General features: G+C 71.2%; 28 protein-coding genes. 5 read left to right on the forward strand and 23 right to left on the reverse strand.

Features of this window, described 5'->3' with window-relative positions:
• Window positions 1-79: 79 nt before the first annotated feature.
• From fchA to DK412_RS29140, 4 genes are all read right to left on the reverse strand, one after another.
• Window positions 80-730 (reverse strand): methenyltetrahydrofolate cyclohydrolase, encoded by a 651-nt coding sequence (fchA, locus tag DK412_RS29125; protein WP_109974836.1) that lies wholly within the window; start codon window positions 728-730, stop codon window positions 80-82.
• Window positions 730-1,590, reverse strand: coding sequence for an NADP-dependent methylenetetrahydromethanopterin/methylenetetrahydrofolate dehydrogenase (locus DK412_RS29130; protein WP_109974837.1), 861 nt, complete (start codon window positions 1,588-1,590; stop codon window positions 730-732). The genes fchA and DK412_RS29130 overlap by 1 nt, the downstream gene beginning before the upstream one ends.
• Window positions 1,591-1,670: 80 nt before the next feature.
• The gene (locus tag DK412_RS29135; protein ID WP_109974838.1) at window positions 1,671-2,609 is read right to left on the reverse strand and encodes a D-2-hydroxyacid dehydrogenase; all 939 of its coding nucleotides are present in this window, start codon (window positions 2,607-2,609) and stop codon (window positions 1,671-1,673) included.
• A 330-nt stretch (window positions 2,610-2,939) separates the two neighbouring features.
• Window positions 2,940-4,130, reverse strand: coding sequence for an aminotransferase class V-fold PLP-dependent enzyme (locus DK412_RS29140; protein WP_109974839.1), 1,191 nt, complete (start codon window positions 4,128-4,130; stop codon window positions 2,940-2,942).
• A 445-nt stretch (window positions 4,131-4,575) separates the two neighbouring features.
• Here DK412_RS29140 and DK412_RS29145 point away from each other — a divergent pair, with 445 nt between their 5' ends.
• Window positions 4,576-4,893, forward strand: coding sequence for a hypothetical protein (locus DK412_RS29145; RefSeq protein WP_245447344.1), 318 nt, complete (start codon window positions 4,576-4,578; stop codon window positions 4,891-4,893).
• Window positions 4,894-4,982: 89 nt separating this feature from the next.
• On the forward strand, window positions 4,983-5,273 hold the full coding sequence (locus DK412_RS29150; RefSeq protein ID WP_109974840.1) for a hypothetical protein: 291 nt from the start codon (window positions 4,983-4,985) through the stop codon (window positions 5,271-5,273).
• A 174-nt stretch (window positions 5,274-5,447) separates the two neighbouring features.
• On the opposite strand, the gene DK412_RS29155 is transcribed toward DK412_RS29150, so the two are convergent.
• From DK412_RS29155 to DK412_RS29180, 6 genes are all read right to left on the reverse strand, one after another.
• Window positions 5,448-6,236, reverse strand: coding sequence for an ATP12 family protein (locus tag DK412_RS29155; protein WP_109974841.1), 789 nt, complete (start codon window positions 6,234-6,236; stop codon window positions 5,448-5,450).
• 43 nt (window positions 6,237-6,279) lie between these two features.
• The gene (locus tag DK412_RS29160) at window positions 6,280-6,942 is read right to left on the reverse strand and encodes an HAD-IA family hydrolase (protein WP_109974842.1); all 663 of its coding nucleotides are present in this window, start codon (window positions 6,940-6,942) and stop codon (window positions 6,280-6,282) included.
• A 49-nt stretch (window positions 6,943-6,991) separates the two neighbouring features.
• Window positions 6,992-7,429: a hypothetical protein gene (locus DK412_RS29165; protein ID WP_109974843.1), complete on the reverse strand. Its 438-nt coding sequence runs from the start codon at window positions 7,427-7,429 to the stop codon at window positions 6,992-6,994.
• Window positions 7,430-7,585: 156 nt separating this feature from the next.
• On the reverse strand, window positions 7,586-9,154 hold the full coding sequence (locus DK412_RS29170; protein WP_109974844.1) for an RluA family pseudouridine synthase: 1,569 nt from the start codon (window positions 9,152-9,154) through the stop codon (window positions 7,586-7,588).
• Between the two features lie 79 nt (window positions 9,155-9,233).
• Complete coding sequence (locus DK412_RS29175) at window positions 9,234-10,064, reverse strand: ParA family protein (RefSeq protein WP_109974845.1); 831 nt, start codon at window positions 10,062-10,064, stop codon at window positions 9,234-9,236.
• 104 nt (window positions 10,065-10,168) lie between these two features.
• The gene (locus DK412_RS29180; RefSeq protein ID WP_109974846.1) at window positions 10,169-11,485 is read right to left on the reverse strand and encodes a replication-associated recombination protein A; all 1,317 of its coding nucleotides are present in this window, start codon (window positions 11,483-11,485) and stop codon (window positions 10,169-10,171) included.
• A 163-nt stretch (window positions 11,486-11,648) separates the two neighbouring features.
• Here DK412_RS29180 and DK412_RS29185 point away from each other — a divergent pair, with 163 nt between their 5' ends.
• Window positions 11,649-12,698, forward strand: a complete 1,050-nt coding sequence (locus DK412_RS29185) for a hypothetical protein (protein ID WP_109974847.1) — start codon at window positions 11,649-11,651, stop codon at window positions 12,696-12,698.
• A 284-nt stretch (window positions 12,699-12,982) separates the two neighbouring features.
• Here DK412_RS29185 and DK412_RS29190 read toward each other — a convergent pair whose 3' ends face one another.
• Window positions 12,983-13,345: a helix-turn-helix domain-containing protein gene (locus tag DK412_RS29190; RefSeq protein WP_245447345.1), complete on the reverse strand. Its 363-nt coding sequence runs from the start codon at window positions 13,343-13,345 to the stop codon at window positions 12,983-12,985.
• 135 nt (window positions 13,346-13,480) lie between these two features.
• On the opposite strand from DK412_RS29190, the gene DK412_RS29195 reads away from it, so the two are divergent.
• Window positions 13,481-14,089: an NAD(P)-dependent oxidoreductase gene (locus DK412_RS29195; protein WP_109974849.1), complete on the forward strand. Its 609-nt coding sequence runs from the start codon at window positions 13,481-13,483 to the stop codon at window positions 14,087-14,089.
• 201 nt (window positions 14,090-14,290) lie between these two features.
• Here DK412_RS29195 and meaB read toward each other — a convergent pair whose 3' ends face one another.
• Entirely contained in the window at window positions 14,291-15,268 is a 978-nt protein-coding gene (gene meaB, locus DK412_RS29200; RefSeq protein ID WP_109974850.1) for a methylmalonyl Co-A mutase-associated GTPase MeaB, read from the reverse strand.
• 215 nt (window positions 15,269-15,483) lie between these two features.
• Between meaB and DK412_RS29205 the strand changes: the two genes are divergently transcribed.
• Window positions 15,484-16,506: an alpha/beta fold hydrolase gene (locus DK412_RS29205; protein ID WP_109974851.1), complete on the forward strand. Its 1,023-nt coding sequence runs from the start codon at window positions 15,484-15,486 to the stop codon at window positions 16,504-16,506.
• Window positions 16,507-16,699: 193 nt separating this feature from the next.
• Here DK412_RS29205 and DK412_RS30740 read toward each other — a convergent pair whose 3' ends face one another.
• The 11 genes from DK412_RS30740 to bchC all read right to left on the reverse strand — a co-directional run bounded on the left by DK412_RS30740 (window position 16,700) and on the right by bchC (window position 26,070).
• A complete protein-coding gene (locus tag DK412_RS30740; RefSeq protein WP_177303150.1) occupies window positions 16,700-16,876 on the reverse strand; it encodes a hypothetical protein in 177 nt (58 codons plus the stop codon).
• 277 nt (window positions 16,877-17,153) lie between these two features.
• The gene (gene pufC / locus DK412_RS29210; protein ID WP_109974852.1) at window positions 17,154-18,200 is read right to left on the reverse strand and encodes a photosynthetic reaction center cytochrome PufC; all 1,047 of its coding nucleotides are present in this window, start codon (window positions 18,198-18,200) and stop codon (window positions 17,154-17,156) included.
• Complete coding sequence (gene pufM / locus DK412_RS29215; RefSeq protein WP_109974853.1) at window positions 18,197-19,177, reverse strand: photosynthetic reaction center subunit M; 981 nt, start codon at window positions 19,175-19,177, stop codon at window positions 18,197-18,199. Before pufM ends, pufC begins: the two co-directional genes overlap by 4 nt.
• Before the next feature lie 49 nt (window positions 19,178-19,226).
• Window positions 19,227-20,051: a photosynthetic reaction center subunit L gene (pufL, locus tag DK412_RS29220; RefSeq protein ID WP_109974854.1), complete on the reverse strand. Its 825-nt coding sequence runs from the start codon at window positions 20,049-20,051 to the stop codon at window positions 19,227-19,229.
• 104 nt (window positions 20,052-20,155) lie between these two features.
• Window positions 20,156-20,338 carry a light-harvesting antenna LH1, alpha subunit gene (gene pufA, locus DK412_RS29225; protein ID WP_109974855.1) on the reverse strand — a complete coding sequence of 61 codons (183 nt, stop codon included), beginning with the start codon at window positions 20,336-20,338 and terminating at the stop codon, window positions 20,156-20,158.
• A gap of 16 nt (window positions 20,339-20,354) precedes the next feature.
• Window positions 20,355-20,585, reverse strand: coding sequence for a light-harvesting antenna LH1, beta subunit (gene pufB / locus DK412_RS29230; protein ID WP_093569676.1), 231 nt, complete (start codon window positions 20,583-20,585; stop codon window positions 20,355-20,357).
• 224 nt (window positions 20,586-20,809) lie between these two features.
• A complete protein-coding gene (locus tag DK412_RS29235) occupies window positions 20,810-21,019 on the reverse strand; it encodes a hypothetical protein (protein ID WP_109974856.1) in 210 nt (69 codons plus the stop codon).
• 89 nt (window positions 21,020-21,108) lie between these two features.
• The gene (gene bchZ, locus DK412_RS29240; RefSeq protein WP_109974857.1) at window positions 21,109-22,584 is read right to left on the reverse strand and encodes a chlorophyllide a reductase subunit Z; all 1,476 of its coding nucleotides are present in this window, start codon (window positions 22,582-22,584) and stop codon (window positions 21,109-21,111) included.
• Complete coding sequence (gene bchY / locus DK412_RS29245) at window positions 22,584-24,131, reverse strand: chlorophyllide a reductase subunit Y (protein WP_109974858.1); 1,548 nt, start codon at window positions 24,129-24,131, stop codon at window positions 22,584-22,586. The genes bchZ and bchY overlap by 1 nt, the downstream gene beginning before the upstream one ends.
• A 2-nt stretch (window positions 24,132-24,133) precedes the next feature.
• Window positions 24,134-25,138: a chlorophyllide a reductase iron protein subunit X gene (locus DK412_RS29250; RefSeq protein ID WP_109974859.1), complete on the reverse strand. Its 1,005-nt coding sequence runs from the start codon at window positions 25,136-25,138 to the stop codon at window positions 24,134-24,136.
• Window positions 25,135-26,070 (reverse strand): chlorophyll synthesis pathway protein BchC, encoded by a 936-nt coding sequence (gene bchC / locus DK412_RS29255; RefSeq protein WP_109974860.1) that lies wholly within the window; start codon window positions 26,068-26,070, stop codon window positions 25,135-25,137. Before bchC ends, DK412_RS29250 begins: the two co-directional genes overlap by 4 nt.
• Window positions 26,071-26,079: the final 9 nt, after the last annotated feature.

Consider the following 26,079-nt stretch of genomic DNA (forward strand, 5'->3'; position numbering starts at 1 on the left):
GGTTCCCCGCGCCCGGCTGAAAGCTCGGTGCGTTGCTTCGAGTGTTCGGCCCGATGACTCTATCGAGCCACGCCGACCATTAGGTCAGCTTCGACTTCACCAGGCCGTAGACCCGCTCGGTCAGGGCGTCGGCCCCGTCGAGCGCCCGCGCGAGGTCGGCGAGGCGGCCCTCCGCGAAGGTCCGGTCCTCAATGGCCTTGGCGTTCACATAGACGTTGAGGGCGGCGCTGCGCAGGCCGGCCTGGGCGGCCAGCACCGCGACGCCCGCGTCGCTGACCACGTTGAGGTTGCCGCGCTCGGCGATCCCCTCGCACAGATCGATCACCGCCCGGCAGGTTCTGGCGCAGGCGAGCGGCACGTCGGTGGCGAGCCGCAGGGCGTCCTGGATCGCGGCGGCGCGGGCCGCCTTCTCGTCGTCGGTCGCCTTCGGCAGCCCGTAGGCGCCCATCACCGCGTTGAAGGCGCTCACGTCCTCGGCGATCATGCCGGTGAGCTCCGCCCGCAAGGCTTCGGCGCGGTCGCGGGTCGCGATCATCTCGGCCTCGACCTCGGCGTACTTCTTCTTGCCGATGGTGAGGTTGCAGACCATCGAGACCAGGGCGGCCCCCATGGCGCCGGAAATCGCCGCCGCGCCGCCGCCGCCGGGGGTCGGGCGCTCGCTCGCGAGCGCGTCGAGAAAGCCCGGGATCGTGTCCTCGGAGTGAAGATCCTGGCGAAGATCCTGGGCCATCACGCCATCTCTTTCGCGAGCGCGTAGATCTCTTCCGCGTCGAGGACCAGGTCGGTGCTCTCGAACAGCTTGGCGATGCAGGCCCGGTGCAGCTTGAGCTTCAGGCCGCCGATGCCGAGCGCCCCGAACACGGTCTTGCCGTGGCGCTCCTTGCCCTTGTCGGTAGCCTCGATCCCGCCGAAGCCGAGCGGCGGCTGGGCGTTGTAGTCGGCGATGAAGGCGAGGCTCTGGGCGGATTGCCACTGCGCCTCGGAGACCAGCTCCAGCCCGATCGCGCCGGCCGAGAACGCGACGTCGGCCTCGCCGACCGCCGCACCGCGGGATTCCGCATCCGGGGTCTCGATCGCCCGGATCGCGACCTTGAACCGGGTCTCGATGGCCTTCGCGGCCTCTTCCGCCTTGGCGAGCTGGCGCCCGGCGAGGGTCACGCTGGCGCCTTCCTTCGCGAGGAGCGCCGCCGAGCGCATGCCGACTGGGCCGGTGCCGGCGAGCACCACCGCGCGCTTGCCCTGGAGCGAGCCCGCCGCCTTGGCGACGAGGGCCACGCCCGCCGCCGCGGTGGTGTTCGAGCCGTTCGAATCGAGCATGCACGAGACGCGGAACGGGCCGAAGAAGCGCTTGCGCACCGCCTTGAACACCGCCTCGCCGGCCGCCATGCTGCCGCCGCCGACGAAGATCGCGGTCGATTTCTTCTCCGCTCCGCCGCGGGTGTAGATCGTGCCGTCGACGAGCGCCCCGACATTGTCCGGGGTCACGTTGGGATAGCCCGTGATGATGTCGGCGCCGCCGTCGTAGCCCACCACCACGTCGAAGACGCTGGGCATCGGGTCGGTGTCGAACTGGAACAGAAGTTTCTTCATCGTCGTCCTCTCCGCCGCGGGCGTGCCGCCTGCGCGGGGTCTCCGTTGGTTGCGAGAGCGGGTTAGCGCTCCGTCCCGCCCTACTCCACCACGTTCTGCGGCCGGCCGGCTACGAAGGCCTCGATGTTGTCGATGACCTGGTCGGCGAGGATCTGCATCCCTTGGCGGCTCGCCCAGGCGACGTGGGGGGTGATGATCAGGTTCGGCAGGTCGAGGGCGAGCAGCGGGTTGTCGTCCCGCGGCGGCTCGCTGGTGAGCACGTCGAACCCGGCGCCGCCGATCGTGCCGGCGGTGAGCGCCTCGGCGAGGGCCGCCTCGTCGACGAGGCCGCCGCGGGCGGTGTTGATCAGGATCGCGTCGCGCTTCATCCGCGCCAGCTCGTCCCGGCCGATCATGTTGCGGGTCTGCGGCGTCAGCGGCGCGTGCAGGGTGATCACGTCGCTCTCGCGCAGGATCGTGTCGAGGTCGACGAGGCCGGGTTGGGGCATCACGTCGGTGGCGATCACCCGCATGCCAAGCGCTTCCGCCCGCTGGCCGATCGACTTGCCCAGCGCCCCGTAGCCGACGATGCCGAGGGTCGACCCGGCGACGTCCCGGATCGGATAGTCGAAGTAGCAGAAGTGCCGCGCTTTGGCCCAGTCGCCGCGCCGGACCGAGTTGGCGTAGGGAACGATCGCGCGGCGAAGCGCGAAGATCAGCCCGATCACGTGCTCCGGCACGGTGTTGAAGGCGTAGTTGCGGACATTGACCACCGTGATGCCGCGCGCCTTGGCGGCGGCCTTGTCGACCACGTCGGTGCCGGTGGCGGCGACCGCGATCAGCTTCAGGTCCGGCAGCCGGCTCAAGGTGTCTTCCCGCATCGGCACCTTGTTGATGATGGCGATGTCGGCCCCTTGCAGCCGCGCGACGATCTCCCCGGGCTCCGTCACGGCGTGCTCGACGTAATCGTGCGGGAAGCTCGGGCGCCGCAACTCGGCATCCAGGGTCTCGCGGTCGAGGAAGACGATGCGGTGGGACATGTCGGTCTCCGGCACCCCGGTCCGGCGGGGCATGGCACGGCAGAATGGCACGGCGGGTGGGGGTGGGGCAGTCGGTCTAACGTCTGGCGCGGGCTTCTCCTCTCCCCGCGGGCGGCAGAGCTGTGCGGGGAAAGGAGTGGCGCGAGTTTACCCCTCCCCTCTGCGGGGGAGGGTGGCGAGCGCAGCGAGCCGGGAGAGGGGACGCCGCTTCCGACTATGGCGGAGCCGTCGTGAAGGGCGCCGCCTGGAACAGCGTCGCGCCGCCCCTCTCCCGCCCGGCTCCGCCGGGCACCCTCCCCCGCAGAGGGGGGGAGGGAAGAAGCCCGCGCCTCACCCGTCCACCCGCGTGCTCCGAAAGTGCTCCTGCGCCGCCGCGACGCCGCTGCCGGGCTCGATGCGGATGCCGGCATCGCGCATCGCCATCTCGCAGCCTGAGAGGGCGCCGAGCAGCATCAGCTCGTTGAGATCGCCGAGATGGCCGATGCGGAACAGCTTGCCCGCCACCTGCGACAGGCCAGCTCCGAGAGCGAGGTTGTAGCGGCGATAGGCGAGGCCGATCACCTCGGCGCCGTTGATCCCCTCCGGCACCATCACGGCGCTCACGGTGTCGGAGTACCACTTCGGGTCCTTGGCGCACAGGGTCAGCCCCCAGGCCCGCACCGCCGCGCGGACGCCGTCGGCGAGCCGCCGGTGGCGGGCGAAGACCTGCTCCAGCCCCTCCTCCTCGAGGCAGCGCAGGGCCTCGCGCAGGCCGTACAGCAGCGGCAGCGGCGGCGTGTAGGGGAAGTAGCCGGTGGCGTTGGCCTTGGTCTGGTCCGAGAACTCGAAATAGGCGCGGCGGCACTCGGCGGTCTTCGCCGCCTCCAGCGCCCGCTTGCTGGCGCAGACGATGCCTAAGCCCGCCGGCAGCATCAGGCCCTTCTGCGATCCGGTGATGGCGCAATCGACGCCCCACTCGTCGGCCCGGAAGTCGATGCTGCCGATCGACGAGACGCCGTCGACGTAGAGCATCGCCGGATGGCCCGCCGCGTCGATCGCCCGGCGCACCGCGCCGATATCGGACGTGACGCCGGTGGCGGTCTCGTTGTGGACCACCAGCACGGCCTTGATCCGGTGCTCGCGGTCGGCCCGCAGGGCCTCCTCGATCCGCGCCGGATCGGCGCCGCGGCCCCATTCCTCGTCCTGGACGTCGACGTCGAGGCCGACGCGCTTGGCGAGATCGATCCACAGGGTGCTGAACTGGCCGAAGCGCGGCGCCAGCACCCGGTCGCCTGGCGAGAGCGTGTTGGTGAGCGCCGCCTCCCAGGCGCCCGTGCCGCTCGACGGGAACAGGAAGACCTGGCCGTCGCGGGACTTGAAGATCTTCTTCGTCTCCTCGAACAGCGGCAGGACCAGCTCGGGGAAGACGGGCGAGCGATGGTCCTCCATCGGCACGATCATCGCGCGCTGGACCCGCTCCGGCACGTTGGTCGGGCCCGGAACGAAAAGGAAGTTGCGTCCCGGGCGTCTCGATCCAGCCATGGTGTCTCCTCCGGCCCTGCGGGCTGACCCATCCGGACGTGGCCCGTCCGGTGTCGTGAATGTGGTGCGCGCCGCCGGCCATCTCGTGACGGATCGCTCGGGTCTATCGGCGCGGGCGCGGTAGACCGGAAGAGCAGGCGGCGTCTCGCCGCCGCCCGCTGCCCCGGATCGCCGTGTCGAGGGCGACTATGCGGGCGCCCGCGCGACAAGGAAAACTGAAAAAACTGAGCCTCACCTTCCAAAAATTTGAAACCTGTCCGACAGCTTGGCCGAAAGAGGTAGGCGGCTGCGCCTTCCGCCGCACGGCCCAATCTAGGCTTCGCCGTATCGGCAGTATTGCTCACAAAAGCCGCAGACATTATCGAATGTGATCAGCGGTTCCGATCACGACGGATATGCATCGGCCCAACGATGCAACGGGTCGGACCCGGGGGGGAGACTAACCATGACCGCGACCAGCGTGATCTCGGGATTCACACGCACGCGGCCGCGCACGGTGCGGCGCTGGCCGACCTACAACCTGTTTCGCCGGCGCGCGGAGCCGGACCTGGTCTGCGCAGTGCCGAACGACTTTCCGGTGCCGGCCTTCGTCACCGGCGAGGCCTGGACCTTCGCGGGCAGCATCGACGCCCCGTCCGCGGCGCCGCCCGGGTTCTCGGCCGAGATGGCGGAGCGCGGCGCCGAGACCTGCGGCTTCCACCTGTTCCACCAGCTGCCGGCCGTCGCGGCGGCACCCGAGGACAGGTGGCGGGCCGCCGGATAAGCTTTTTCGTGAGAACCGGAGCCGGGGTTCGCGCATTGTCTTGGCAAGCAACGCTTTCGCAAGACACGCCCCGCACCGGAGTGCCCGAGATGCTTCTCAAGACCGTCATCGCGGCCGGCCTCGTCCTGGCCGGCTCCGCCGCCGCGCGCGCCGAGGGCACGAGCCTCGACCAAGCCGGCATCCCGGCCCTCGACGTCCCGGGCTTCACCGAGAGCGTGCCGGCCGGCATGCCGCTCTTTGCCGCCCTGCCCCGCATGGCGCCGGGCGCCGAGGTGGACGTGCGCGGCATCGACGCCAGCGGCCTCGTGGCCTTCGGCCCGTCGGTGCCGCAGATGATCGACCCGAACGCCGACATCGCCACCGGTACGCTGAAGAAGTGACGAAGTTCGACCAAGGCGCCTCGCCCGGGTCACTCGGAGACTGTCTGACCGGCTGCGTCGGTCGGACCAATACGCATACCGACATCTCTCCCCGTCATCCCGGGGCTCGCCGAAGGCGAGAACCCGGGATGACGGGGAGGGCTGCATTGCGGTACGCTTCCATCGAGCGGAGTGTCAGGCGCTGAGCGCCGCCACCCGCGCCGCGGCCTCGAATTCCGCCCGCCTCTTGGCGAGGCGCTCCTCGGCCTCCACATCCTGCCCCCAGACCTCGGCCTGGAAGGTCTCGTCGACATGGGCGGCGGCCCACCCCTCCTGCGGCGTCAGGCGGCCGTGGAGGACGGCGAGGGCGATCAGCAGCGAGCCGGTCAGCGTCGTCATCGAGTGCAGGCCGGCCAGCGCGGTCGGGGTTTCGACCGCCTCGATGGCGCGCCGCAGGGCCGCGACCGACTCCGCCGGCTGGGTGACGTGCATCACCCCCTCGCTCAGGATGAACCGGGCGCCGAGCGCCTCCCGCGCCCAGTCGAGGACCGGGTCCCAGGCCGCGGCTTGCGCCGCCACGAGGCGGGCCGGATCGCCGGCGCGATAGACGACGAGGTCGGTGCCCGCATAGGCCGAGAGATCGTCGATCACCGCCTCGCGCCGCTCGGCCACGCCGTCGAGGGCCGAGTTGACGAGGCGGGTGAGCGGCATCCCCGCCGGATCGATGAACTCACCTTGCGCCCCCCATTCCTCGGCGAGCGCCGCGGCGAGGGCCGCCTGCGGCACCGCGAGGCGGCGGCGGGCGGGGGTGCGGGCCGGGCGGCCGTCAAGGACGAGGCGGTAGCCGTCCTCGGCCTCGGCGATGCCGGCCTCGGTGTAGAAGCGCTTCGGCAGCGCGGGCTTGGCCGATTGGCGGGCGGCGCGGACCGGATCGGGCTGAGCCTCCGGATCCCCGAGCCAGTCGCGGGTCACGTCGTTGGTCATGGGACGAAGATAGGGTCTCCGGGCGGCGGTTGCGAGACGGCTCTCAGGCCGCCGCGATCCGGGCGAACAGGGCGGATTCGAGCTCGGCAAAACTCTCCATCACCGCATGCGCCCCAGCGGCCCGCAGGGCCTCTGGCGTGTGGTAGCCCCAGGCGACCCCGAGGGCGGAGACCTGGGCGCCCCGCGCCATCACCATGTCGTAGGTCGAATCGCCGATCATGATCGTCCCGGCCGGCGCGGCGTCGGTCTCGGCCATCGCCTGTTCGAGCATCGCCGGATGCGGCTTCGAGGGGGCGTCGTCGGCGGTCTGCACGGTCGAGAACCAGCCCTCCCAGCCGTAGAGGCTGAGGAGGTGATCGACGCCGCGGCGGGACTTGCCGGTGGCGATGCCGAGCTGCACCGCCGGCTCGCGGTTGAGGCGCGCGAGCAGCCCGGCGGCGCCGGGAAACAGCGTCTCGCGGATCTCGGCCTGCGCCCGCAGCCGGCCGAAGGCCTGCTTGTAGGCCTCGGAGAGCGCCACCACCGGCCCGTCGGCGCCGACGAGGGCGGTGAAGGCCTGCGGCAGCGACAGCCCGACCACCGACAGCGAGCGCTCCCGGCTCGGCGCCGGCAGGCCGACTGACGCGAAGGCCTCTTTTTGCGCCGCCACGATCAAGTGCTGGCTGTCGACGAGGGTGCCGTCGACGTCGAAGACGATCAGAATCATGGGGTACGGGCCGCCTCGCTGTCGCGCCGGGGGCGGCCCGGGCGGCCGTTCAGGGCTTGGCGCGGGCCGGCTGCTGGCCCGGCTGGATCCGCTCATAGCCCAGGCGGCAGCGGATCAGGAAGCGGCGACGCGCGCCGCCCTTGAGGCTGCGCCTTTGCGAGGCGCGGTTGCAGGCGGCGTAGCTCGGGCGCCGACGCCGGGGCGTCGCCGCGCGCTCGGGCGCCGCCGGCCGGGCGGTCGGGGCGCTCCCCTCCGCCGGCGCCGCACGGCCGTCCTGGTGGCGCCCGTCGGGCCGGACCGCGGCGGGCTTGCCGTCCGGGCGGGCGGCGGGCGCCGCCGGGGAGGTCGCGGCCCCCGTCGGGGAGGCAGAAGGGGCCGCCGGGGCCGGCACGGGGGCGGGGGTCGCGGGGGCGGTCTGGGCCAGCGCCGTTCCGGCGCAGGCGAGGAATCCGATCAGGCCGAGGCTGGCGAGCGCGGCGGGTCTCATCTGGCTTGTCTCACTCCCGGACGGACCGCTGATGGCCCGCGCTGGTGCCGCGACCGTGGCGGCCCACCTTGAGAATAAGGCGCGCGGCCGTCCTGCCAAGGGCCGGTCTCGAAGGGCCGGTCCCGAAGGGTCGGCCTAGACCGGACGGCCGCCGCGTCACGCCTCCGGCGCCTCGACGATCGGGTCGTATCGGGACGCGTCGAAGCCGAGCAGGTTCCAGCTCTGCGCCATGTGCGGCGGCAACGGCGCCGTCACGTCGACCGGCTTGGCGGTGCGCGGATGCGGGATGACGATGCGCCGGGCGAGCAGGTGCAGGCGGTTCTGAAGCCCGCCGGGCAGCTCCCAGTTCTCGATGTCGAAGTATTTCGGGTCGCCGACCAGCGGGTGGCCGATATGGGCGGCGTGGGCGCGCAGCTGGTGGGTGCGCCCGGTGACCGGCTTCAGCGACAGCCAGGCGAGCTTCTGCCCGGCCTGGTCGACGACCGCGTAGTAGGTCAGCGCGTGGCTCGCCCCCTCGTCGCCGTGCTTGGCGACCCGCATGCGGGCATCGGCGTCGCCGATCTCCTCCTTGGCGAGGTAGGTCGAGATCCGACCCTGGCGCACCTTCGGCACGCCGGCGGCCAGCGCCCAGTAGATCTTGCGCGCCGCCCGCGACCGGAAGGTCTTGGCCAAGGTCGCGGCGGCGAGCCGGGTCTTGGCGATGATGAGGCAGCCCGCCGTGTCCTTGTCGAGGCGGTGGACGAGGCGCGGCTTCTGGCCGTCCTTGTCGCGCATCGCCTCGAGCAGGCCGTCGACGTGGCGGGTGGTGCCCGAGCCGCCCTGGACCGCGAGGCCGAAGGGCTTGTTGAGCACCATCATGTCCTGGTCCTCGTAGAGGATCAGGGAGCGCAGGAAGGCGAGGTCGCCCTCGGTGCGGGGGGAGTTCGGCGCCGGCGGGCGCGCCTCCAGGCTCAGCGGCGGCACACGCACGCTCGCGCCGGGCTCGACCCGGTCGGCGGCCTTGGCGCGCTTGCCGTTCACGCGCAATTCGCCCTTGCGCACCAGGCTCTGGATGCGGGTGAAGGGCAATTGCGGGAAGCGGGCCGAGAGGAAACGGTCGATCCGCATCCCGGCCTCGTCCGGCGTCACCTCCAGGGTCTGCACGCCGGTCGCCAGCGCCTCGGCGGTCGCCTCGCGCAACGCGCGCCGGGTCGGGGCCTTGGCGGCCGGGGCTGTGGTTGCCGCGGCCTTGGGCTCCGCCGGTCCGCGGCTGCGCGGGACCTCGGCGGAATCCGGACGCTCGTCGCGGTGCGGCCGGGCCGGCGCGCGGTCCCCGGTGCCGGTCCGGGCCGCCGCGCCGGTGCGCGGACGATCCGATCTCGGCTTGCCGGAATGGGGCCCGTCCGATTTGGGCTTGTCCGATTTGGGCCTGGCCGGAAACTTGCCGGCCGGCGCGCGGGCCGGGCCCTCGTCCCGCTCCCAGGGCGAGGTGTCGCCCATGTCGCGGCCGAAGGCGGGGCGCGCAGGAGCGGCTCCGGCAGGAGCGAACTTCGCGGGCGCGAACTTGCCATTGCCGGACTTGCTGGGCGCAGCCCGGTTGGAGACCACCAGGCCGGCGGCGCGCTCGGCGGCGTCGCGGGCGGTGTTGCGCGGTCCGGTGCGGGCCCGCGGCGGGCGGCCCGAGGCGGGTCCGCCCGGGCCGGTCCGCGACCGCCCGGAACCGCCGCGAGAAGGAGGCTTCGTCATGCGGCGGCTCGTAGCATCCGCGGCCCTCCCCGTCACGCCCGGCGAATCACCGCCCGCCCTGCACCGCCGGCATAGTCCGTCAGCGCCAGGAGATCCCGCGCGAAAACCCCTCATGGCGGCTGTAGGGCGGCTCCGCGAAGGCGGCGGTGCAGTCGATGCCGAAGCGCTGCACCAGGTCGTCGGTGAGACCGGAGAAATCCTCGGCAGCGCGGGCGCGGGGGCGGTAGCGCCGCACCGGCCGGCGCTGGGCGAAAGCCTCGCTCACCGCCACGTCGGTGCGTACGCCCCGCACCATCTGGCCCGGCCCGAAGGCGGTGCGGAGCGCCCCCAAGGTCTCCCGCTCGACATTGGTGCGCAGGTCGATGCGCATCGGCGCGATGGCGAGCCCGAGCGGCGCGGCACGGAAGCGCAGCATCGTGTCGTGGTAGGAGCGGGCGAACTGGCGCACGCCCTCGAGGCCGAGGGGATCGAGGGTGGTGGGGACGACCACGCCGTCGCTCGCCATCAGGGCGCAGACCGTGAGCGCCGCCGCCGACGGCGGCACGTCGATCAGCACCAGGTCGTGGACGTGGCGCAGGGGCGCGAGGGCGTCGGAGAGGCAACGGATGTCGCCGTGGCCGAGCTGCCCGTCGAAGCTCCGGTCGGCCGGCACCACCGAGACGTTGTCCTCGTCGGTGACCTGGGCGGCGCCCTCGAAGCTCGTCTGACGACGCAAAAGCGGCGTGTGGGCGTTGGGGAAGCCGAGCCGGGCCGTGACGCCGAGCCCCAGTCCCGAATGGCCCTGCGGATCGAGGTCGACCACCAGGACCCGGTAGCCGCGGGCGCCGAGCTCGGCCGCAAGGTTGACGGCCGACGTCGTCTTGCCGGTGCCGCCCTTGCAATTGGCGATGGAGAGAACTCGCGCGGTCATCCTGCCGGACCGGGCGAGACGGAAAGAATCGGCTTCATGCCCCCAAGCTGACCGAGGGACGACCGCTACGTCAACGGCTATTAGTCAGGTTGTTCACATAACCGTCACGAATCTTCGCCGCTGCGCTCCCGGCGCCGCGCCTCCCACCAGTCCAGGCGCTCGGCGACGCGGCGCTCGAAGCCCCGGTCGGTCGGCGCGTAGAATTGCTGCCTGCCGAGGCGCTCCGGCCAGTAATCCTGGCCCGAGAAGGCGTCGGGCTCGTCGTGGTCGTAGCGGTAGCCCTCGCCGTAACCGAGCTTGCGCATCAGCTTGGTCGGCGCGTTGAGGATGGTGCGGGGCGGCGGCAGCGAGCCGTGCTCCTTGGCCACCCGGGTCGCGGCCTTGTAGGCGGTATAGACCGCGTTCGATTTCGGGGCGGTCGCGAGGTAGATTGCGGCCTGCGCCAGCGCCAGCTCGCCCTCCGGCGAGCCGAGGAAGTCGAAGGCGTCCTTGGCGGCGTTCGCCACCGCCAGCGCCTGCGGGTCGGCGAGCCCGATATCCTCCACCGCCATCCGCACCAGCCGGCGGGCGATGAACAGGCGATCCTCGCCGGCATCCAGCATGCGGCAGAGATAGTACAGGGCGGCGTCCGGGTCCGAGCCGCGGACCGTCTTGTGCAGGGCGGAGATGAGGTTGTAGTGACCCTCCTGAGCCTTGTCGTAGACGGGGGCCCGGCGCTGGATCAGCTCCTGCAGCAGGGCGGCGTCCAGGATCTCGTCCGGACCGGTCGAGCGCCACACCTCCTCGGCGAGGGTCAAGGCCGCCCGCCCGTCGCCGTCGGCCATCCGCACCAGCACCGCGCGGGCCTCCGCGTCGAGGGGCAGCGCCCGGCCGGTCACCGCCTCGGCCCGGTCGAGGAGCCGGGCGATCGCCGCCTCGTCGAGGGCGCGGAAGACCAGCACCCGGGCGCGGGAGAGGAGCGCGGCGTTCAGCTCGAAGGACGGGTTCTCGGTCGTGGCGCCAACGAGCGTGACGGTGCCGTCCTCGACCACCGGCAGGAAGGCGTCGAGCTGAGCCCGGTTGAAGCGGTGGATCTCGTCGACGAAGAGCAGCGTGCCCCGCCCCGCCGCCCGCCGGGCCCGCGCCGCCTCGAACACTTTTCTGAGTTCGGCGACGCCGGAGAAGATCGCCGAGATCTGCTCGAAATGCAGGTCGGTCTCGCCGGCCAGCAGGCGCGCCACCGTGGTCTTGCCGGTGCCGGGCGGGCCCCACAGGATCAGCGAGCCGAGGTTGCGCCCGCGCAGGAGCCGGGTCAGCGCGCCCCCCTCCCCCGTCAGGTGCTCCTGCCCCACCACCTCGGCGAGGCTCGTCGGCCGCAGGGTGTCGGCGAGGGGACGGGGCGCGTCGCGGTCGAGGCCGGCGGAGGCGAACAGGTCAGACATGGCCGCATCAACACCCGCGGGGCCCGACGCCGCAAGGGGCCTCGGCCCGCCTGCCCACCGCGAGGATGATCCCGCGTGCCGAAGCTGCCGGGCGCGCGTCGGGGTCGCGCCGGCATGCACGCCGTGACCTTGCCGCGACGCCGTCTTCAGCCTAGCAAGCAGCATGCGATTCAACTTCAACGTCGTCGGCCCGGCGAGCTTCGAGCTCTGGATCGCCCCCGACGACATGCGCCGCACGCCGCGCGTCCGCGTGGTCATGGACCGGACCCGGGAAACCGTGATCGAGGCATGGGTCCACTACCCGCAGCTGAAGGAATTCGGCTGGCACGCCCACGGCACCTGCGGCTTCAAGCTCGACGGCGCGAGCTGCCCCGGCCTCGACCAGGCCGGGCGCTACGACATCTACGACGCCGACACCAACATCCTGCTCTACCGCCACCGCGCCGACGCCGCCTACCGCCCGGCCCGCGTCCTCGCCCTCGACTACACGATCAACCAGGACAACGCCGCCCGCGACATGCTGTTTCCGGAATTCGCCATGGCGTATTTCGGCGTCCACGACATCCATTTCGACCTCCTGCGCTGCATCATCGACATCAAGTACAGCGACTCGATGCTGCTGCAGGGCAGCCTGCTCGTGAAGCGCTACGAGGACGTGATCCAGGCCGGCGAGTACGTGAAGACGATCCTGGTCGTCGATCCGTATGTCGAGCTCGCCAAGCGCATCCTGTACCTGCGCCGGATGGCCGAGATCGGCAAGGACCCGGTGCAGAGCTGGCGCGTCGACCACCTGCAGGGCCCCTGCGCGTTCGCGTCCGGCCTCGACCTCGGCAGCCTCTCGGCCCTGCGCAAGGGCTTCGACCGGATCGACCTCGAGACCTTCGCCTGGCTGGAAAACCCGCTCACCCGCGACCTCTCCTGCACCTTTCCGGGCGAAGCGATGAAGCCGGGGCACTGGACGCTGGCGATCGAGGCGCTGTCGCGTTTCCACGTCATCGGCCACCAGCATTTCTGGGGCGCCTACACGGCGATGCTGACAGACGTGCTGCAGATCTCAGGCCCCGCCCTCCCCGAGCGCCGGGTGCCCGAGCCGGTGCTGGAACTCGCCGAGACCCTGAGCCGGGTGAAGGCCACGCTCGGCCTCGTCGAGATGGACATCAATCTCAGCGACAAGGTCTACACCGTCATCGAGAGCCAGTGGGAGAAGGCGTGAGGGCCTGCCCCGGCTACGGTACCCGACACGGGCACAGAGCGAAGGTTCGACACAGCCAAGATTGAGAGCGGCTAAGATCCATCGAGAAGACATTCTGCTTTTGCCTCTTCCCCTTTCCCGGATCTCCTTCCACTTCGTTACAGTCGTCCGGGAAAGAGGAGGAAGCGGACGCAGGTGAGCAGACGCTTGGCTGCCCGGTGACAAGCGCCGACGGGTCCGCCGTCTTCGTCACCGGCAGGAACCGGCCGGCACCGCGAACCCGAACCCGGCGACAGTTCGGCGGGCTACCGGGCTCCCCGCCGCGCCGCCACGATCGCCGCCTGGTTCGCCTCCGCCCAGCGGATCAGCCCGCGCATCGGCTCCAGGAACGAGCGCCCGAGCGCCGTCAGCCGGTACTCGACCCGGGGCGGCACCTCGGCATGGACCTCCCGCGCCACGAAGCCGTCCTGCTCCAGCCGGCGCAGGGTCTTCGACAGCATCTGCTTCGAGATGTCGCCGATCTCGCGTTCGAGCTGGCTGAACCGTTTCACCCCCGGATCCAGCGTCGCCAGCACCAGGAGGCTCCACTGATCGCCGATCCGGTCCAGCACGTCGCGGATCGGGCAAGCGTTGTTCTGTGCATCGGTCGGCCTGATCTCGTCGAGCACGTGTCTCATCCCCTGGTCACCGCCCGCTGACCTGGTCTCGCGACGATGACGTCTTGCGCGGTCGGTCGCTGCGGACTAGCTCTGTCTTCGGTCTCGAACATAGACCAGATCGCGAAATCGAACCAAGAGTGGATCATGGCCAAGGTTGCCGTCATCGGCGCGACCGGGAATGTGGGCGCGCGCCTCGTCGCCGAACTGGTCGCACGGGGTCATCGCGTCACCGCGATCAGCCGCAATCCCACGAAGGCACCGTCTCCGCAGGTCGAGGCGGTCGCCGGCGACGTGCGCGAGCCCGAGGGCTTGAGTCGTCTCCTCGCCGGCCACGATGCGGTGGTGAGCGCGGTGCGCTTCGGCGACACCGATCCGCAGGCGCTGATCGGCGCCGTGCGGGGGTCGGGGGTCGCGCGCTACCTCGTCGTCGGCGGCGCCGGCTCGCTGGAGGTGGCGCCGGGACAGCGGCTCGTCGACCAGCCCGACTTTCCGGCCGCCTACAAGGACGAGGCTTTGCGCGGCGCGGCCTTCCTCGACGCGCTGCGCGGCGTGACCGATCTCGACTGGAGCTTCCTGTCGCCCTCCGCGCTGATCGGGCCGGGCGAGCGCACCGGCCGGTTCCGCCTCGGCGGCGACCAGCTGCTCGTCGGCGAGGACGGCAGCCGCATCTCATACGAGGACTACGCCGTCGCCCTCGCCGACGAGATCGAGCGTCCGGCGCATATCCGCCGGCGCTTCACCGTCGGCTACTGATGCCAGAACCTGCTTGATTGGGCCCCACCTAGGTGACACCCCGCGTGTCATCCCGGGGCCGCGCAGCGGAACCCGGGATGACGTCGAGAATCGTCCGGGTGCGTGGCGGCTCAACCAATGCAACCGGTCAAATAAGCTCTAAGCGTAAAATTTTTCCGCATTTTCTGCGACGAGCCGGTTTCCGGTTCGTCGGACAACGCTCTACAGCCCGACCGTCTCGGCGATCAGGTCGGCCCCCGCGGCGGGCGAGCGCTCGCCCGCCGCCACCATCCGCTCGGCCTCCGCCGTCTGCCGGCGCACCTCGGCGCTGCCGGTGAGGCGCTGGTGCAGCCGCTCGTGGACGAGCGCCCACATCCACTTCACGTCCTGCTCGCGGCGCTTCGCGGCGATCTCGCCGGTGGCGGTGAGCTTGCGGCGGTGGTCGAGCACCGAATCCCACAAGGCGTCGAGCCCCTGGCCGGACAATCCCGAGATCGTGGTGACCGGCGGCGCCCAGGTGGCGCTCGCCGGGGTCAGGATGTGGAGCGCCGCCCGGTACTCGGCGGCGGCGGCGGTGGCGCGGCGCATCCCCTCCTCGCCGTCGGCCTTGTTGACGGCGATCATGTCGGCGAGTTCGAGGATGCCCTTCTTGATGCCCTGCAACTCGTCCCCGGCGCCCGGCAGCATCAGCACCAGGAAGAAGTCCGTCAGGTCGGCGACCGCGGTCTCGGACTGGCCGACGCCCACGGTCTCGACCAGCACCACGTCGAAGCCGGCGGCTTCGCAGAGCAGCATCGTCTCGCGGGTCTTGGCGGCGACGCCCCCGAGGGTGCCCGAGGAGGGCGAGGGCCTGATGAAGGCGTTGGGATCGACGGCGAGCCGCGCCATCCGGGTCTTGTCGCCGAGGATCGAGCCGCCGGTGCGCGACGAGCTCGGATCGACCGCCAGCACCGCGACCTTGTGGCCCCGCGCCGTCAGGGCGGCACCCAGCGCGTCGATGGTGGTGGACTTGCCCACCCCCGGCACGCCGGTGATGCCGACCCGCACCGCCTTGCCGGCATGCGGCAGGGCGGCGTCGAGGAGTTCGCGGGCGGCGGCCCGGTGATCGGCCCGCTTCGACTCGGCCAGCGTGATGGCGCGGGCGAGGGCGGCGCGGTTGCCGGACAGGAGCTGGGCGAGGTCGGGGGCCGGAACGGTCATGAGAGCGTTCTGCCGGCTCGCCGCCCGTCCGTCGAGGGCTTAAGGCTGTGGACGAAGGACGGACGACGCGTGACCTGCGGGCAACAGGCGCGGCTTTGCCAAGGCGCGACGCGCCATTCTGCCGGGAGGCGACGCGCCACGGCCACGATCATGCCGCATCGCCGGCCTGAAAGCGCGGGCACAAGGCCGGCGCCGCCGGCGACGAGTGGGACGACATGACAGCGAATGCCGCGCCGACGCGCCGGACCCTGGCCCGCCTCGGCCTCTCCGCCCTCGCCGGCCTGTCGCTCGGCGGCTGCCTCGGCGACGGACTGATCGGTGATTCGGCGGGGCCGGAGAAGCAATCGGCCCTCGACGTCAGCCCGGTGCTCCTCGTCGCCACCACCCGCCGCCCGGCCGATCCCGCCGGCCGCCCGCCCTATTTCACCGACCAGCGCGGCCGCGGCCTCGCCTTCGCGACCGTGCGTCTCTCGGCGCCCGACCGCTCGCTGATCGGCAAGGTGTCGTCGGTGGTCACGGGCGACTGGCGCATCGCCTCCGCTCCCCGCGTCGTGACCGGCCCCGAGGCCGCCACCGCCTTTGCCGAAGCCGCGCTCGGCCGCGACGTGCTGCTCTACGTCCACGGCTACCGCGAATCGTTCGAGACCGCGGCGGTGAGCGCGGCGCAGCTCTCCGACGGCATCCGCTTCCGCGGGGTCTCCGGCCTGTTCACCTGGCCCTCGGCGGGCAAGACCTTCGATTACGGCTACGACCGCGAGAGCGCGCTGTGGTCGCGGGACGCCTTCGAGGACCTGCTGCGGGCGCTCGCGACCGCGCAGGGCGGGCGCATCCACATCGTGGCGCACTCGATGGGCACGCTGCTCACCCTCGAGACCCTGCGCATGCTGCGGGCCGATGCCGGCGAGGCGGCGCTGGACCGGATCGGCGCGATCGTGCTCGCCGCGCCCGACATCGACATCGACCTGTTCACCAACGGCATCGAGCGCCTCGGCACCGCGGCGCAGAAGATCACCGTGATCTCCTCGACCAACGACCGGGCGCTCGAACTGTCGAGCACCATCGCGGGCGGCGTGGTGCGGGCGGGCGCGGCGGACCGCAGCCGGCTGGAAGCGCTCGGCGTGCGCGTCGCCGACGCGTCGGAATACGGCAGCGGCCTCATCAACCACGACCTCTTCCTGTCGAACGTCGAGGTGCAGCAGGTGATCAAGCGCGCGGTGGCTCGGGCGGACGGGCGGTGAATGGGGGCTGCTTTTCCAGAGCCTGTCTGACCGGCTGCATCGATGAACCCGGCAGCCCTGCCGACAATTCTCGACGTCATCCCGGGGCTCGACGAAGTCGAGAACCCGGGATGACGATGGCAGGTGTCAAGACCGTCGACAAAGCCAGGCTGGCTCCGAGCGTCATGACGCGCGAGACGCGTCACGACCTCCCCTACCGCGGATCCACCCCCTGGTGCGGCCGCGGCGCGCCGCCGTGGTGGTCGGTGAAGCTCGAACGCTCGCCGGTCTCCTTGGCGCGCTGGACACGCATCCGCTGCCAAATCAGGAACAGGATGACCAGCGCGAAGGTCGTGAAGGCGAGCATGTAGATCAGGCCGGAATCGCCCATGGCCGTTACCTCCGTGAGACGCCCTGGAACGGGCGCGGGTTGACGGGCGCACGGGCGAGAGACCGCCGTCGCACGTGTCAGTCCAACTCCGCGAGACCTGGATTTCGCCGATGCGGCAAATCGTCATGAGATGAGAGACAATCCGCGAACGGTACCGAATCCCAGAACTACCTTCCGGTCGCAGGCAATCGATTGGCGTCATCGCCCGGACGACGCAGGAAGGCCCCGGCTCCTCTCGGAACCGGGGCTCTTTCGGTGATTCTCGCGGAGGCCGGCGTCACGGCGCCTTCGGCATCGGCCCTCCGGCGAGTTCCGGGTAGTCCTTGAGCATCTGCGCGCCGTTGAGGGGCTTGGCCAGGCCCTGGTGGCAGGTGGTGCAGTTGGCCTTCGGCGGATCGCCCTCCGGCCCGAGCCGGGCCTCGGGCAGCACCGGCGTCAGCGGCTCGATGAAGTTGCCGTTGATGTCGCGCACCATCCGGATGCCGTGCCAGGCGGTGACGCGCTTCGGCGTGCTCTCCTCCCAGGAGAAGAAGGCGCGGCTGTTGTGGCAGTAGGTGCAGTTGACCCCCAGACCCTCCGCCATGTGGATCATCAGGGCGTAGGTCCGCTCGGTGGTCTGGAGCGGCTTCGAGGGGCTGGTCGGCAGGGCGGTCTTCGCCGCGACCCGCACGGCGTTCTGGTCGACGTCCTTGTCGCCGAGCAGGTCCTTGTAGGGATCGTAGTTCAGCGAGGTCAGGCCGGCCTCCGGCGCCGGGTGGTTCTGGCCGCCGTCGCGGGCCGCGAAGCCTTGCGCGTGGGGCGGTCCGGGATTGTTGTGCCAGACCGCCTGCGGCACCGGGTTGCCGCGGTGGCAGGTGTAGCAGGTCACGCCGGTCTCGCCGACGTGGTTCTTCCAGTCGGCGTTGATGTGCCGGACCATCCGGAGCATCGAGCGCGCCACGGTCTTCGCGTAGACGCTGTCGTCGGCCATGTTCTCGACGTTGTGGCAATAGGCGCAGCCCTGTTCGGGGGCGACCCACTCGGTGATCGAGGCCATCACGCGGTTGAACTGGTCGGTCGAGAGGTCGGTCAGTACCTTGACGTTCTGGTAGGTCTGCGTCGCCGGCTCGCCGCCGGGCGGGGCGGGATCCTGCGGCGCGGGCGCGGCCTGGGCCTCGATCCGGGCGTCGAGGGTGCGGGGATTCTGCACCTGCACCATGCCGGTCCCGCGAAAACCCGTCTGCTCGGAGCGGACCGGGGGCCGGGTCCAGCCCGCGGTGCCGAACATCGCGCCGGTGAGCAGCACCGCCACCACGACGCCGAGGAGTTGGAGCGCTAGTCTCATGGCGAGCCTCCCGGGCTGGCGAGCGGATCCACCACCGGGCCGTAGATCTGCGGGTAGTGCGGCGCGACCCCGTGCTTGACCGCCCAGAGGTACCAGTTGTCGACGACGGTGCCGGTGAGCAGGATGCCGATGCCGCCGGTCAGGGTCGTCAGGAAGGCGAACCACCACAGCCAGCGATGGACCGATTCCATCGTGGCGTTGAAGCCCATGGTCCAGCGCCAGAACAGGGCGGCGCGCTCGGTCGCGGTGCCGCGATCGACGATCTGCTCGATCTCGCGCTCGCCGCCGTAGCGGCTGACCGCCAGGATGGTGGCGCCATGCATGGCGAACAGCATCGTCGACCCGTACAGGAAGACGATCGAGAGCATGTGGAACGGGTTGTAGAACAGGTTGCCGTAGCGCAGCGAGAACGCCGCGGTCCAGTCGAGGTGCGGGAAGATCCCGAACGGCACCGCCTCGCTCCAGCTCCCCATCAGGATCGGCCGGATGAAGCCGAGCACCAGGTAGAGCCAGATCGCCGAGGCGAAGGCCCAGGGCACGTGGTAGCCGAGACCCAGCGCCCGGGCGCGCCGGAACAGCCGCACCCACCAGAGCAGGATCGAGGCGGTGAGGAAGAAGCCGGCGAGCAGCCACCAGCCGCCCTCGGCGAGCGGCGGCAGGATCTTGAGCCCGTATTCCGGTCGGGGCGGCTCGAGGGCGAGCCAGGGCAGCTGGCGGATGAACTGGACCGGATCCCAGTTCACCGAGGCCCACATGTTGAGGCCGATGATCTCGAAGGCGATGAACCCGCTCGCGAGCGACAGCGTGCCGAGGGTGCCGAGATAGATCGGCCCGATCTGGGCGTTGCCGACGAGGCCGGCGAGGTAGTTGAAGCCGCCCTGGCCGACGCGGTTCTCGATCTCCGGGATCTCGACGCCGGCCTCCGGATGGAGCGGGTGGACCTGCACCTGCGTGTAGATGTTCTGGTAATACCCCATGGCGGCGGATGCCTTCTGAAGGGTGATGTCGCGGGGACACGGGTGAGACTCAGCGCCAGATCGGCAGGCTCAGCCACCAGCCCCACCATTCGGGCCAGCCGCGGGTCCAGAACGGGCCGCTGATGACGATGCAGACCGCGCTCCAGAACCCGGCCGAGAGGGCGAGGAACAGGCCGAGCCGGTGGATGCCGATCGTGCCGATCGAGTAGCCGATCGTATCGCGAAAATAGGTGTCCTCGTGCTCCGGCGTCTTGACCACCTCGCCCTTCGGCGGGTTGGTCGAGGACAGGATCAGGGAGCCGTGCAGCGACAGCGCGAAGGTCGTCGTGAAGAAGAACGTCACGCCGAGCATGTGCGCCGGGTTGTAGTGGAAGTGGAGATACTGGTAGCCGACGTTCGACACCCAGTCGAGGTGGCTGAGGATCCCGTAGGGAAAGCCGTGGCCCCAGGCGCCCATCAGGAGGGGCCTGACCACCACCAGCGTCACGTAGGCGAAGATCGCGACCGAGAAGGCGACCGGGACGTGGTAGCCGATGCCGAGCTTGCGGCAGATCTCGACCTCGCGCAGGGCCCAGGAGCCGAAGGAGCCGATGGCGCAGAAGGTGATGATCTGCCACAGCCCGCCCTCGCGGAGCGGCGCCAGAGCCAGTCCGTATTTGAGGTCGGGCGGCGCGATGTTGATCTGCCAGACGTTCCAGGTCGGGCCGAGCGCCGCGCCCCAGACGACCAGGCCGGTGCCGAGCAGGGTGAAGAACAGGCCCGTGACCCCGAAGAAGCCGACGTAGAACGGCCCGACCCAGAAATCGAACAGGTCGCCGCCGAGCAGAGTGCCGCCGCGGACCCGGTATTTGCGCTCGAAATTCAGCATGGCCATGGGCGCGGCCCTCCCCGTCCGCGAAAGCGTGGTGGCCGCGGGCGCGGCTCGACGCCCGTCCGCGGTGCGAGGACGCCCGAGAAGGGCGCGGGTCCTGTGTCCCGTCAGGTCGGCAGGACGAGGCTGTGGGGGATCGCCTCCGCCCTCTTCGCCGCCGGGCCCTCCAGCCAGTTGAACCGGTTGGTGCTGAGCAGGATGAAGTGGATGATCAGCGCGAGCACGAACAGGAAGGTGAACAGGGCCACCAGCGTGCGCCGCGGATCGAACAGAAGCCAGACCTTGTGCATGGCGGAAGTCCTCGCCTCAAGAGATGAAGGGCAGGATGCCGTGGGCGGCGACCTTCACGCCGTCCTCCAGCGCGGAATAGCCGTTCGGCCCGGGCAGCCAGGGCCGCCACAGCCAGACGAGGAAGTGCGCGACGACCGCGATCGCCGTGAAGATGATGAAGCTGGTGACGAAGATGCCGTGGAACTCCTTCGCCTCCTCTTCGGTGAGTCCTGACAGTACGCTGGGTTTGTCCATGCCGTTGGCCATTGCCGAACCTCCGGATGCGGATCCACGCGGGGGCTCCCGCGCGGGGTTGCCCGGCCGTGACGGTCGGGCGGTCTCTCCGCCGCACGGGACGCGGCGGAAACTCGGGCCCTGAGCAGATTTCGCAAAAGTGGCGGCCGGTCTTGCGGGCAAAATCTGCGACAAAACGAAAGCTTGAGTTGACGAAGCGTCGGTTCGCCGACGCAAGTCTGCTCGAGGGATCGGGCCTAACCCATGAAGGCGAAGGGGATCGCCGAGAGCGCCATCGCCCGCGCCTCGCCGAAGACCGAGCGCCGCGGCCCGGGGGCGGCGGGCCCCGGGCGCAGGCGCTGCAGCAAGGCGGCGACCAGGAAGACCGGGTAGGTCGCCGCCAGGATGGCCCGGAACTGGACCGCTTCCGAACGGGACCGCGAAACCGTGACGAACGGACGGGACATGGTCTCAGCTCTCCTCCCTCACCCGCGGGAATCCGCGAGGCGTCTCGATGGCCGGCGCGGCGGGGGCCGCGCCGGATGGGTGTCGGCGCTCAGGCCGCCGCGAGCGCGACGCGGGCGCGCTCGACGCAAACCTCGGTCACGCGCTCGGACCCGGCCCGGGTCGCCTCGCGCTCGGCGGCGTCGCGCAGGCGCTTGGCGAAGGAGATCCGCACCAGGACCGGGCTCGCCTCGACCGAGGCGTCGAGGCGCAGGCGCGCCTCGTCGTCCCAGGGCAGCGCCGAGGTCATGGAAGAATGCGGGGTGCGGGCGGGCGTCGCCTCGACGGCGTCCATGTCCCGCGACAGCGGCAGGATGTGGAAGAGCGCGTCGAACAGCGCGTTGCAGACCTCCTGCACCAGGTAGGTCGCGCCCGAGTAGCCCATGAACGGCGTGCCGGTATGGCGCCGCACGACCGCGCCGGGGAACGAGGCCGGGATGAACACCGCCTTCCCGCCGCACTCGGCGAGGTAGAGGCGCTCGTTGTAGGAGCCGAACAGGACCAGCGGCGGCGTCTCGCGGATGGCCTTTCGGACCGCCGCGTTGTCGGGCTTGGCGCCGGCCTTGCGCGAGACCGCGAACCGGCACGGCAGGCCCATCTCGTCCTCGAGGAAGTGGCGCAGGCCCCGCGCGTAGGTGTCGGTCGCCACCACCCCGAAGCTCGCCGAGGCGAAGAAGTCCTGCGTCACCGAGCGCCAGAGGTCCCACAGGGGCTTCAGCGTCGTGTGCTTCTCGCGCTCGATGAACGGCTCGGGATCGAGGCCGAGAATCTCCCCGAGCGCGCGCAGGAACTTCGTCGTGCTGTGCACGCCGATCGGCGCCTGGAGATAGGGCCGGTCGAGGGCCTCGCAGAGCAGCCGCCCGAACTCGCGGTAGAGGCAGATATTGGCGTCGGCCTGGACGAGGCGCGGGATGTCGGACAGATGCGTGCCGAGCGGGAAGACCAGGTTCACCTCGGCGCCGATGCCCTCGACGAGGCGCCGGATCTCGGCGAGGTCGGAGGGCATGTTGAAGGTGCCGTAGGCCGGGCCGATCAGGTTGACCCGCGGCTTGTCGCCGGGCGCGCGCTCGGGCCGCGGCGGGATCACCCCCTTCTTGGCGGCCTTCTTCGCCCCGTATTCGTGCCAGAGCCAGGACATGGCGCGGTCGGCCGCCTGCCACTGGTCCTCGTCGATGGTGCGGGGCAGGAAGCGCTGGAGGTTGGTGCCCTCGGGCGTGACGCCGCCGCCGATCATCTCCGCGATCGAGCCGGTGACGACGACGCTCGGCTGCGTCGGATCGAGCGTCGCGTGGGCGCGACGCATCGCGCCTTCCGTCCCGTGGCGGCCGAGTTCCTCTTCCGCCAGCCCCGTGACGACGATCGGGAGTTCGTGCGGGGGCAGCGCGTCGGTGTAGTGCAGCACCGAGGTCACCGGCAGGTTCTCGCAGCCGACGGGACCGTCGATGACGACCTGGAGCCCCTTCACCGCGGTGAAGACGTAGACGGCGCCCCAGTAGCCGCCGGCGCGGTCGTGATCGAGGACGAGCATCAGACCGCCTCCCCGATCGGCGTCTCGGGCGCAGGCCGCTTCGGGGCGGCGCGCTTCTGCGGCACGTCCTCCCAGATCCCGGCGGCGTGGCCGGTACCGACGCCGGCAAAGAACGAGCGCATTGCGGCGAAGCGCTCGCGCTGCCCCATGGCGCCGTTGACCACCTGCGCGAGCGACCCGGCGCCGGCGACGCCCATCAGCGGGCGGGCCGAGATCAGGTTGGTGAAGTAGAGGGCGGGAATCGCCCGCTCCTTGGCCTTCTGCACCACCGGCGTCGTGCCGATGGCGAGGTCGGGCCGGACTTCCTCGACGGCGGCGAGATCCTGCTCCAGGGCGGCGCGGAACTGCACGCGGCAGCCACGCGCCTCGAGCCAGTCGCGGTCGGCCTCGGAATGCGGGGTGCGCGGGCAGGCGGTGCCGACGTAAGGAACCTCGGCGCCGCTCTCGACGAGGAGGCGGGCCACCAGCAATTCCGAGCCCTCGTAGCCGGTGAGCGTGATCCGGCCGCGGATCGGGTTCGCCGACAGGGCGCCGCGGATCGCCGGCAGGAACCGGTTCTTGGCCGCCGCGACCGCGGACGGGGCGACGCCGCAGGCCGCCCCGATCGCGTCGAGCCAGGCGGCGGTGCCGTCGTGGCCGACCGGGGCGGAGGCGACCGCCGGGCGGCCCGCCGCCTCGAACTCGCGCAAGGACGCGGTGTAGAACGGGTGGATCGCCGCCACCGCCGCGCAGTCGAGGGCAGCGTAGAGCTCGCGCCATTCCCGCGTCGGGACGACCGGGCCGGCACTCAAGCCCAGCGGCTCGAGGAGCGCGCCGATCTGCATCGGATCGGCCGGGAACATCTCGCCGAGCAGCGCCACGGCCGGGCGCCCGTCCCGGGGCTGGCGCGGCGCCGCGACGGGGCCGTGCTCGGCCTCGGTGCGGGCGACCTTCAGCATCGCGCCGGCGAGCACGTCCTTGGCCTCGGCATGGGTCGGCACGCCGAAACCCGGCACGTCGATGCCGATGATCCGCACCCCGTCGATCTCCCGCGGCAGGAGCCGCAGCGGCACGCCTGACGCCGTGGGCACGCAGAGATTGATGACCACGACCGCGTCGTGGAGCGCCGGATCGGCGGTGGCGTGGACCGCGTCGCGGATGTCCTCGAACAGCTTGCCGGTGACGAGCGTCTCGGAATTGAACGGCACGTAGCCGACGGTCCGCCGCGCGCCGTAGAAATGCGAGGTGAAAGTCAGGCCGTAGACGCAGCAGGCCGAGCCCGACAGGATCGTCGCCGTGCGGCGCATCCGCAGGCCCACCCGCAGCGAGCCGAAGGCCGGGCACATGCTCTGCGGCTGGTCGTGCGGGCCGGTGGGATAGTCGCGCTTCAGGGCCTCCAGGGTCTCGCCCATGCCGGCGGCTTGCGCGGCTTGCCGCATCGTCTCCTTGCCGGAATGGCAGCCGAGCCCGTCCTGGCGGGTCGCCGCAAGGTTGACCGGAGTCTCGACGGGTGCGAGGTCAACAGGTGATCTTGCGCGGAGCGCCGCGAGGTCGAGGGAGGCGCCCATGGTCAGACCGCCTCGTAGACGACTTCGAGGGACGGCTTCTGCACGACGGGCTTGCCGCGCATGTCCTCGTCGCTCGCCGGATCCAGCACCACGCCGCGCCCGACCGCCTCGCCCTTGAACAGGCCGAGGAGCGCGTCCTGGGTCAGCGGGTTCGGCCGGTGCGGCTGGGCGCCGGCGACGTTCTCGGCCAGTTCGGCGAAGAGCGGGCCCCAGCGCCCGTCCGGCCGGCCGATGATCTCGTAGTTGGCGCTCTTCTTGCGGATGTCGTCGTCGGCGGGGATCGAGGCGAGGACCGGGATGCCGGCCGCTTCGGCGAAGGCCTGCGCCTCGCCGGTGCCGTCGTCCTTGTTGATGACGAGGCCGCCGACGCCGACATTGCCGCCGAGCTTGCGGAAATACTCCACCGCCGAGCAGACGTTGTTGGCGACGTAGAGCGATTGCAGGTCGTTCGAGCCGACGACGATGACCTTCTGGCACATGTCGCGGGCGATCGGCAGGCCGAAGCCGCCGCAGACCACGTCGCCCAAAAAGTCGAGCAGGACGTAGTCGAAGCCCCATTCGTGGAAGCCGAGCTTTTCCAGCAGCTCGAAGCCGTGGATGATGCCGCGCCCGCCGCAGCCGCGGCCGACCTCCGGCCCGCCGAGCTCCATCGCGAACACGCCGTCGCGCTTGAAGCAGACGTCGCCGATCGCCACGGATTCTCCGGCGAGCTTGCGCTTCGTCGAGGTCTCGATGATCGTCGGGCAGGCCCGGCCGCCGAACAGCAGCGAGGTCGTGTCGCTCTTCGGGTCGCAGCCGATCAGCAGCACCCGCTTGCTCTGCTGCGCCAGCATGTAGGACAGGTTGGCGAGCGTGAAGCTCTTGCCGATGCCGCCCTTGCCGTAGATCGCGATCACTTGCGTCTCGCGGGTCGCCGTGGTGGGGACCGGATCCGGCGGGATCGCGGCCTCCGCGCGCAGCAGCGTGGCGGAGGCCTGGAGAGCGGCGCCGTTGAGGACTGCGTTCATGGGCGGGCGCTCCAATCGAGGACCATCTTGAGGCAGGCGGGATCGCCGAAGGCGGTGCGGTAGGCGCTCGACGCCTCGGCCGCCGGGCGGCGGTGGGTGACGAGGCCGTCGAGCGACAGGACGCCGCTGCCGGCGAGCGCCGCGACGGCGTCGAGGTCGCCGGGCTGCCACTGCGCCGCGACGCGGATGCGCGCCTCGCGCAGGAAAGCCGGCGCGAAGGCGAAGGAGAGCGGCGCCTCGTAGAAGCCGGCCAGCACCACCTCGCCGCCGGGCGCGAGCCGGGCGATCAGCGTGTCGAGGAGGCCGGCATCGCCGCTCGCGTCGATGATGCGGGCGTAACGCCTCTCGTCCTGCTCCGGGTCGGTCACCTCGTACCCCTCGGCACCGTCGCGGCGGGCGGGATCACGCTCCCACACCACCGGGTCGAGGCCGTCGATCCGGGCGAGGCGGGCCAGCAGGCGCCCGAGGGTGCCGTGGCCGACGATGAGCTGGCGCCCGGACCCCGGGCTGCCGGCGAGCGCGTGACGGGCGGTGGCGGCGAGCGCCAGCAGGATGCCCTGCTCAGCCAGCGTCTCGGGGATCGGCCGCAGCCGGCTGCCCGCGGAGACGAGGTGGGAGGCCGCGCCTCCGAACAACCCGCGGACCGGCCCGAAGCAGCGGGCGCCCGGCACGAACACCGTCTCGCCGACCCGGCGACCGGATTCGGGGCCCGCCTCGACCACGCGGCCGACGGATTCGTAGCCCGGGACCAACGGGTAGCCCATGCCGGGGAAGTCCGGCATCCGGCCCGACCAGAGCAGGCGCTCGGTGCCGGTGCTGATGCCGCTCCAGGCGACCTCGACGGTCGCATCGGCGGGCCCGGGTGCGTCGAGAGCGAGCCGGGCGAGGCCGAGCCGTTCGGGACGGTCGAGGATCACGGCCTGCGCGTGCATGCGGTACGG

Source organism: Methylobacterium sp. 17Sr1-1 (genome assembly GCF_003173775.1).
In the GTDB taxonomy this organism is placed as follows: Bacteria; Pseudomonadota; Alphaproteobacteria; order Rhizobiales; family Beijerinckiaceae; genus Methylobacterium.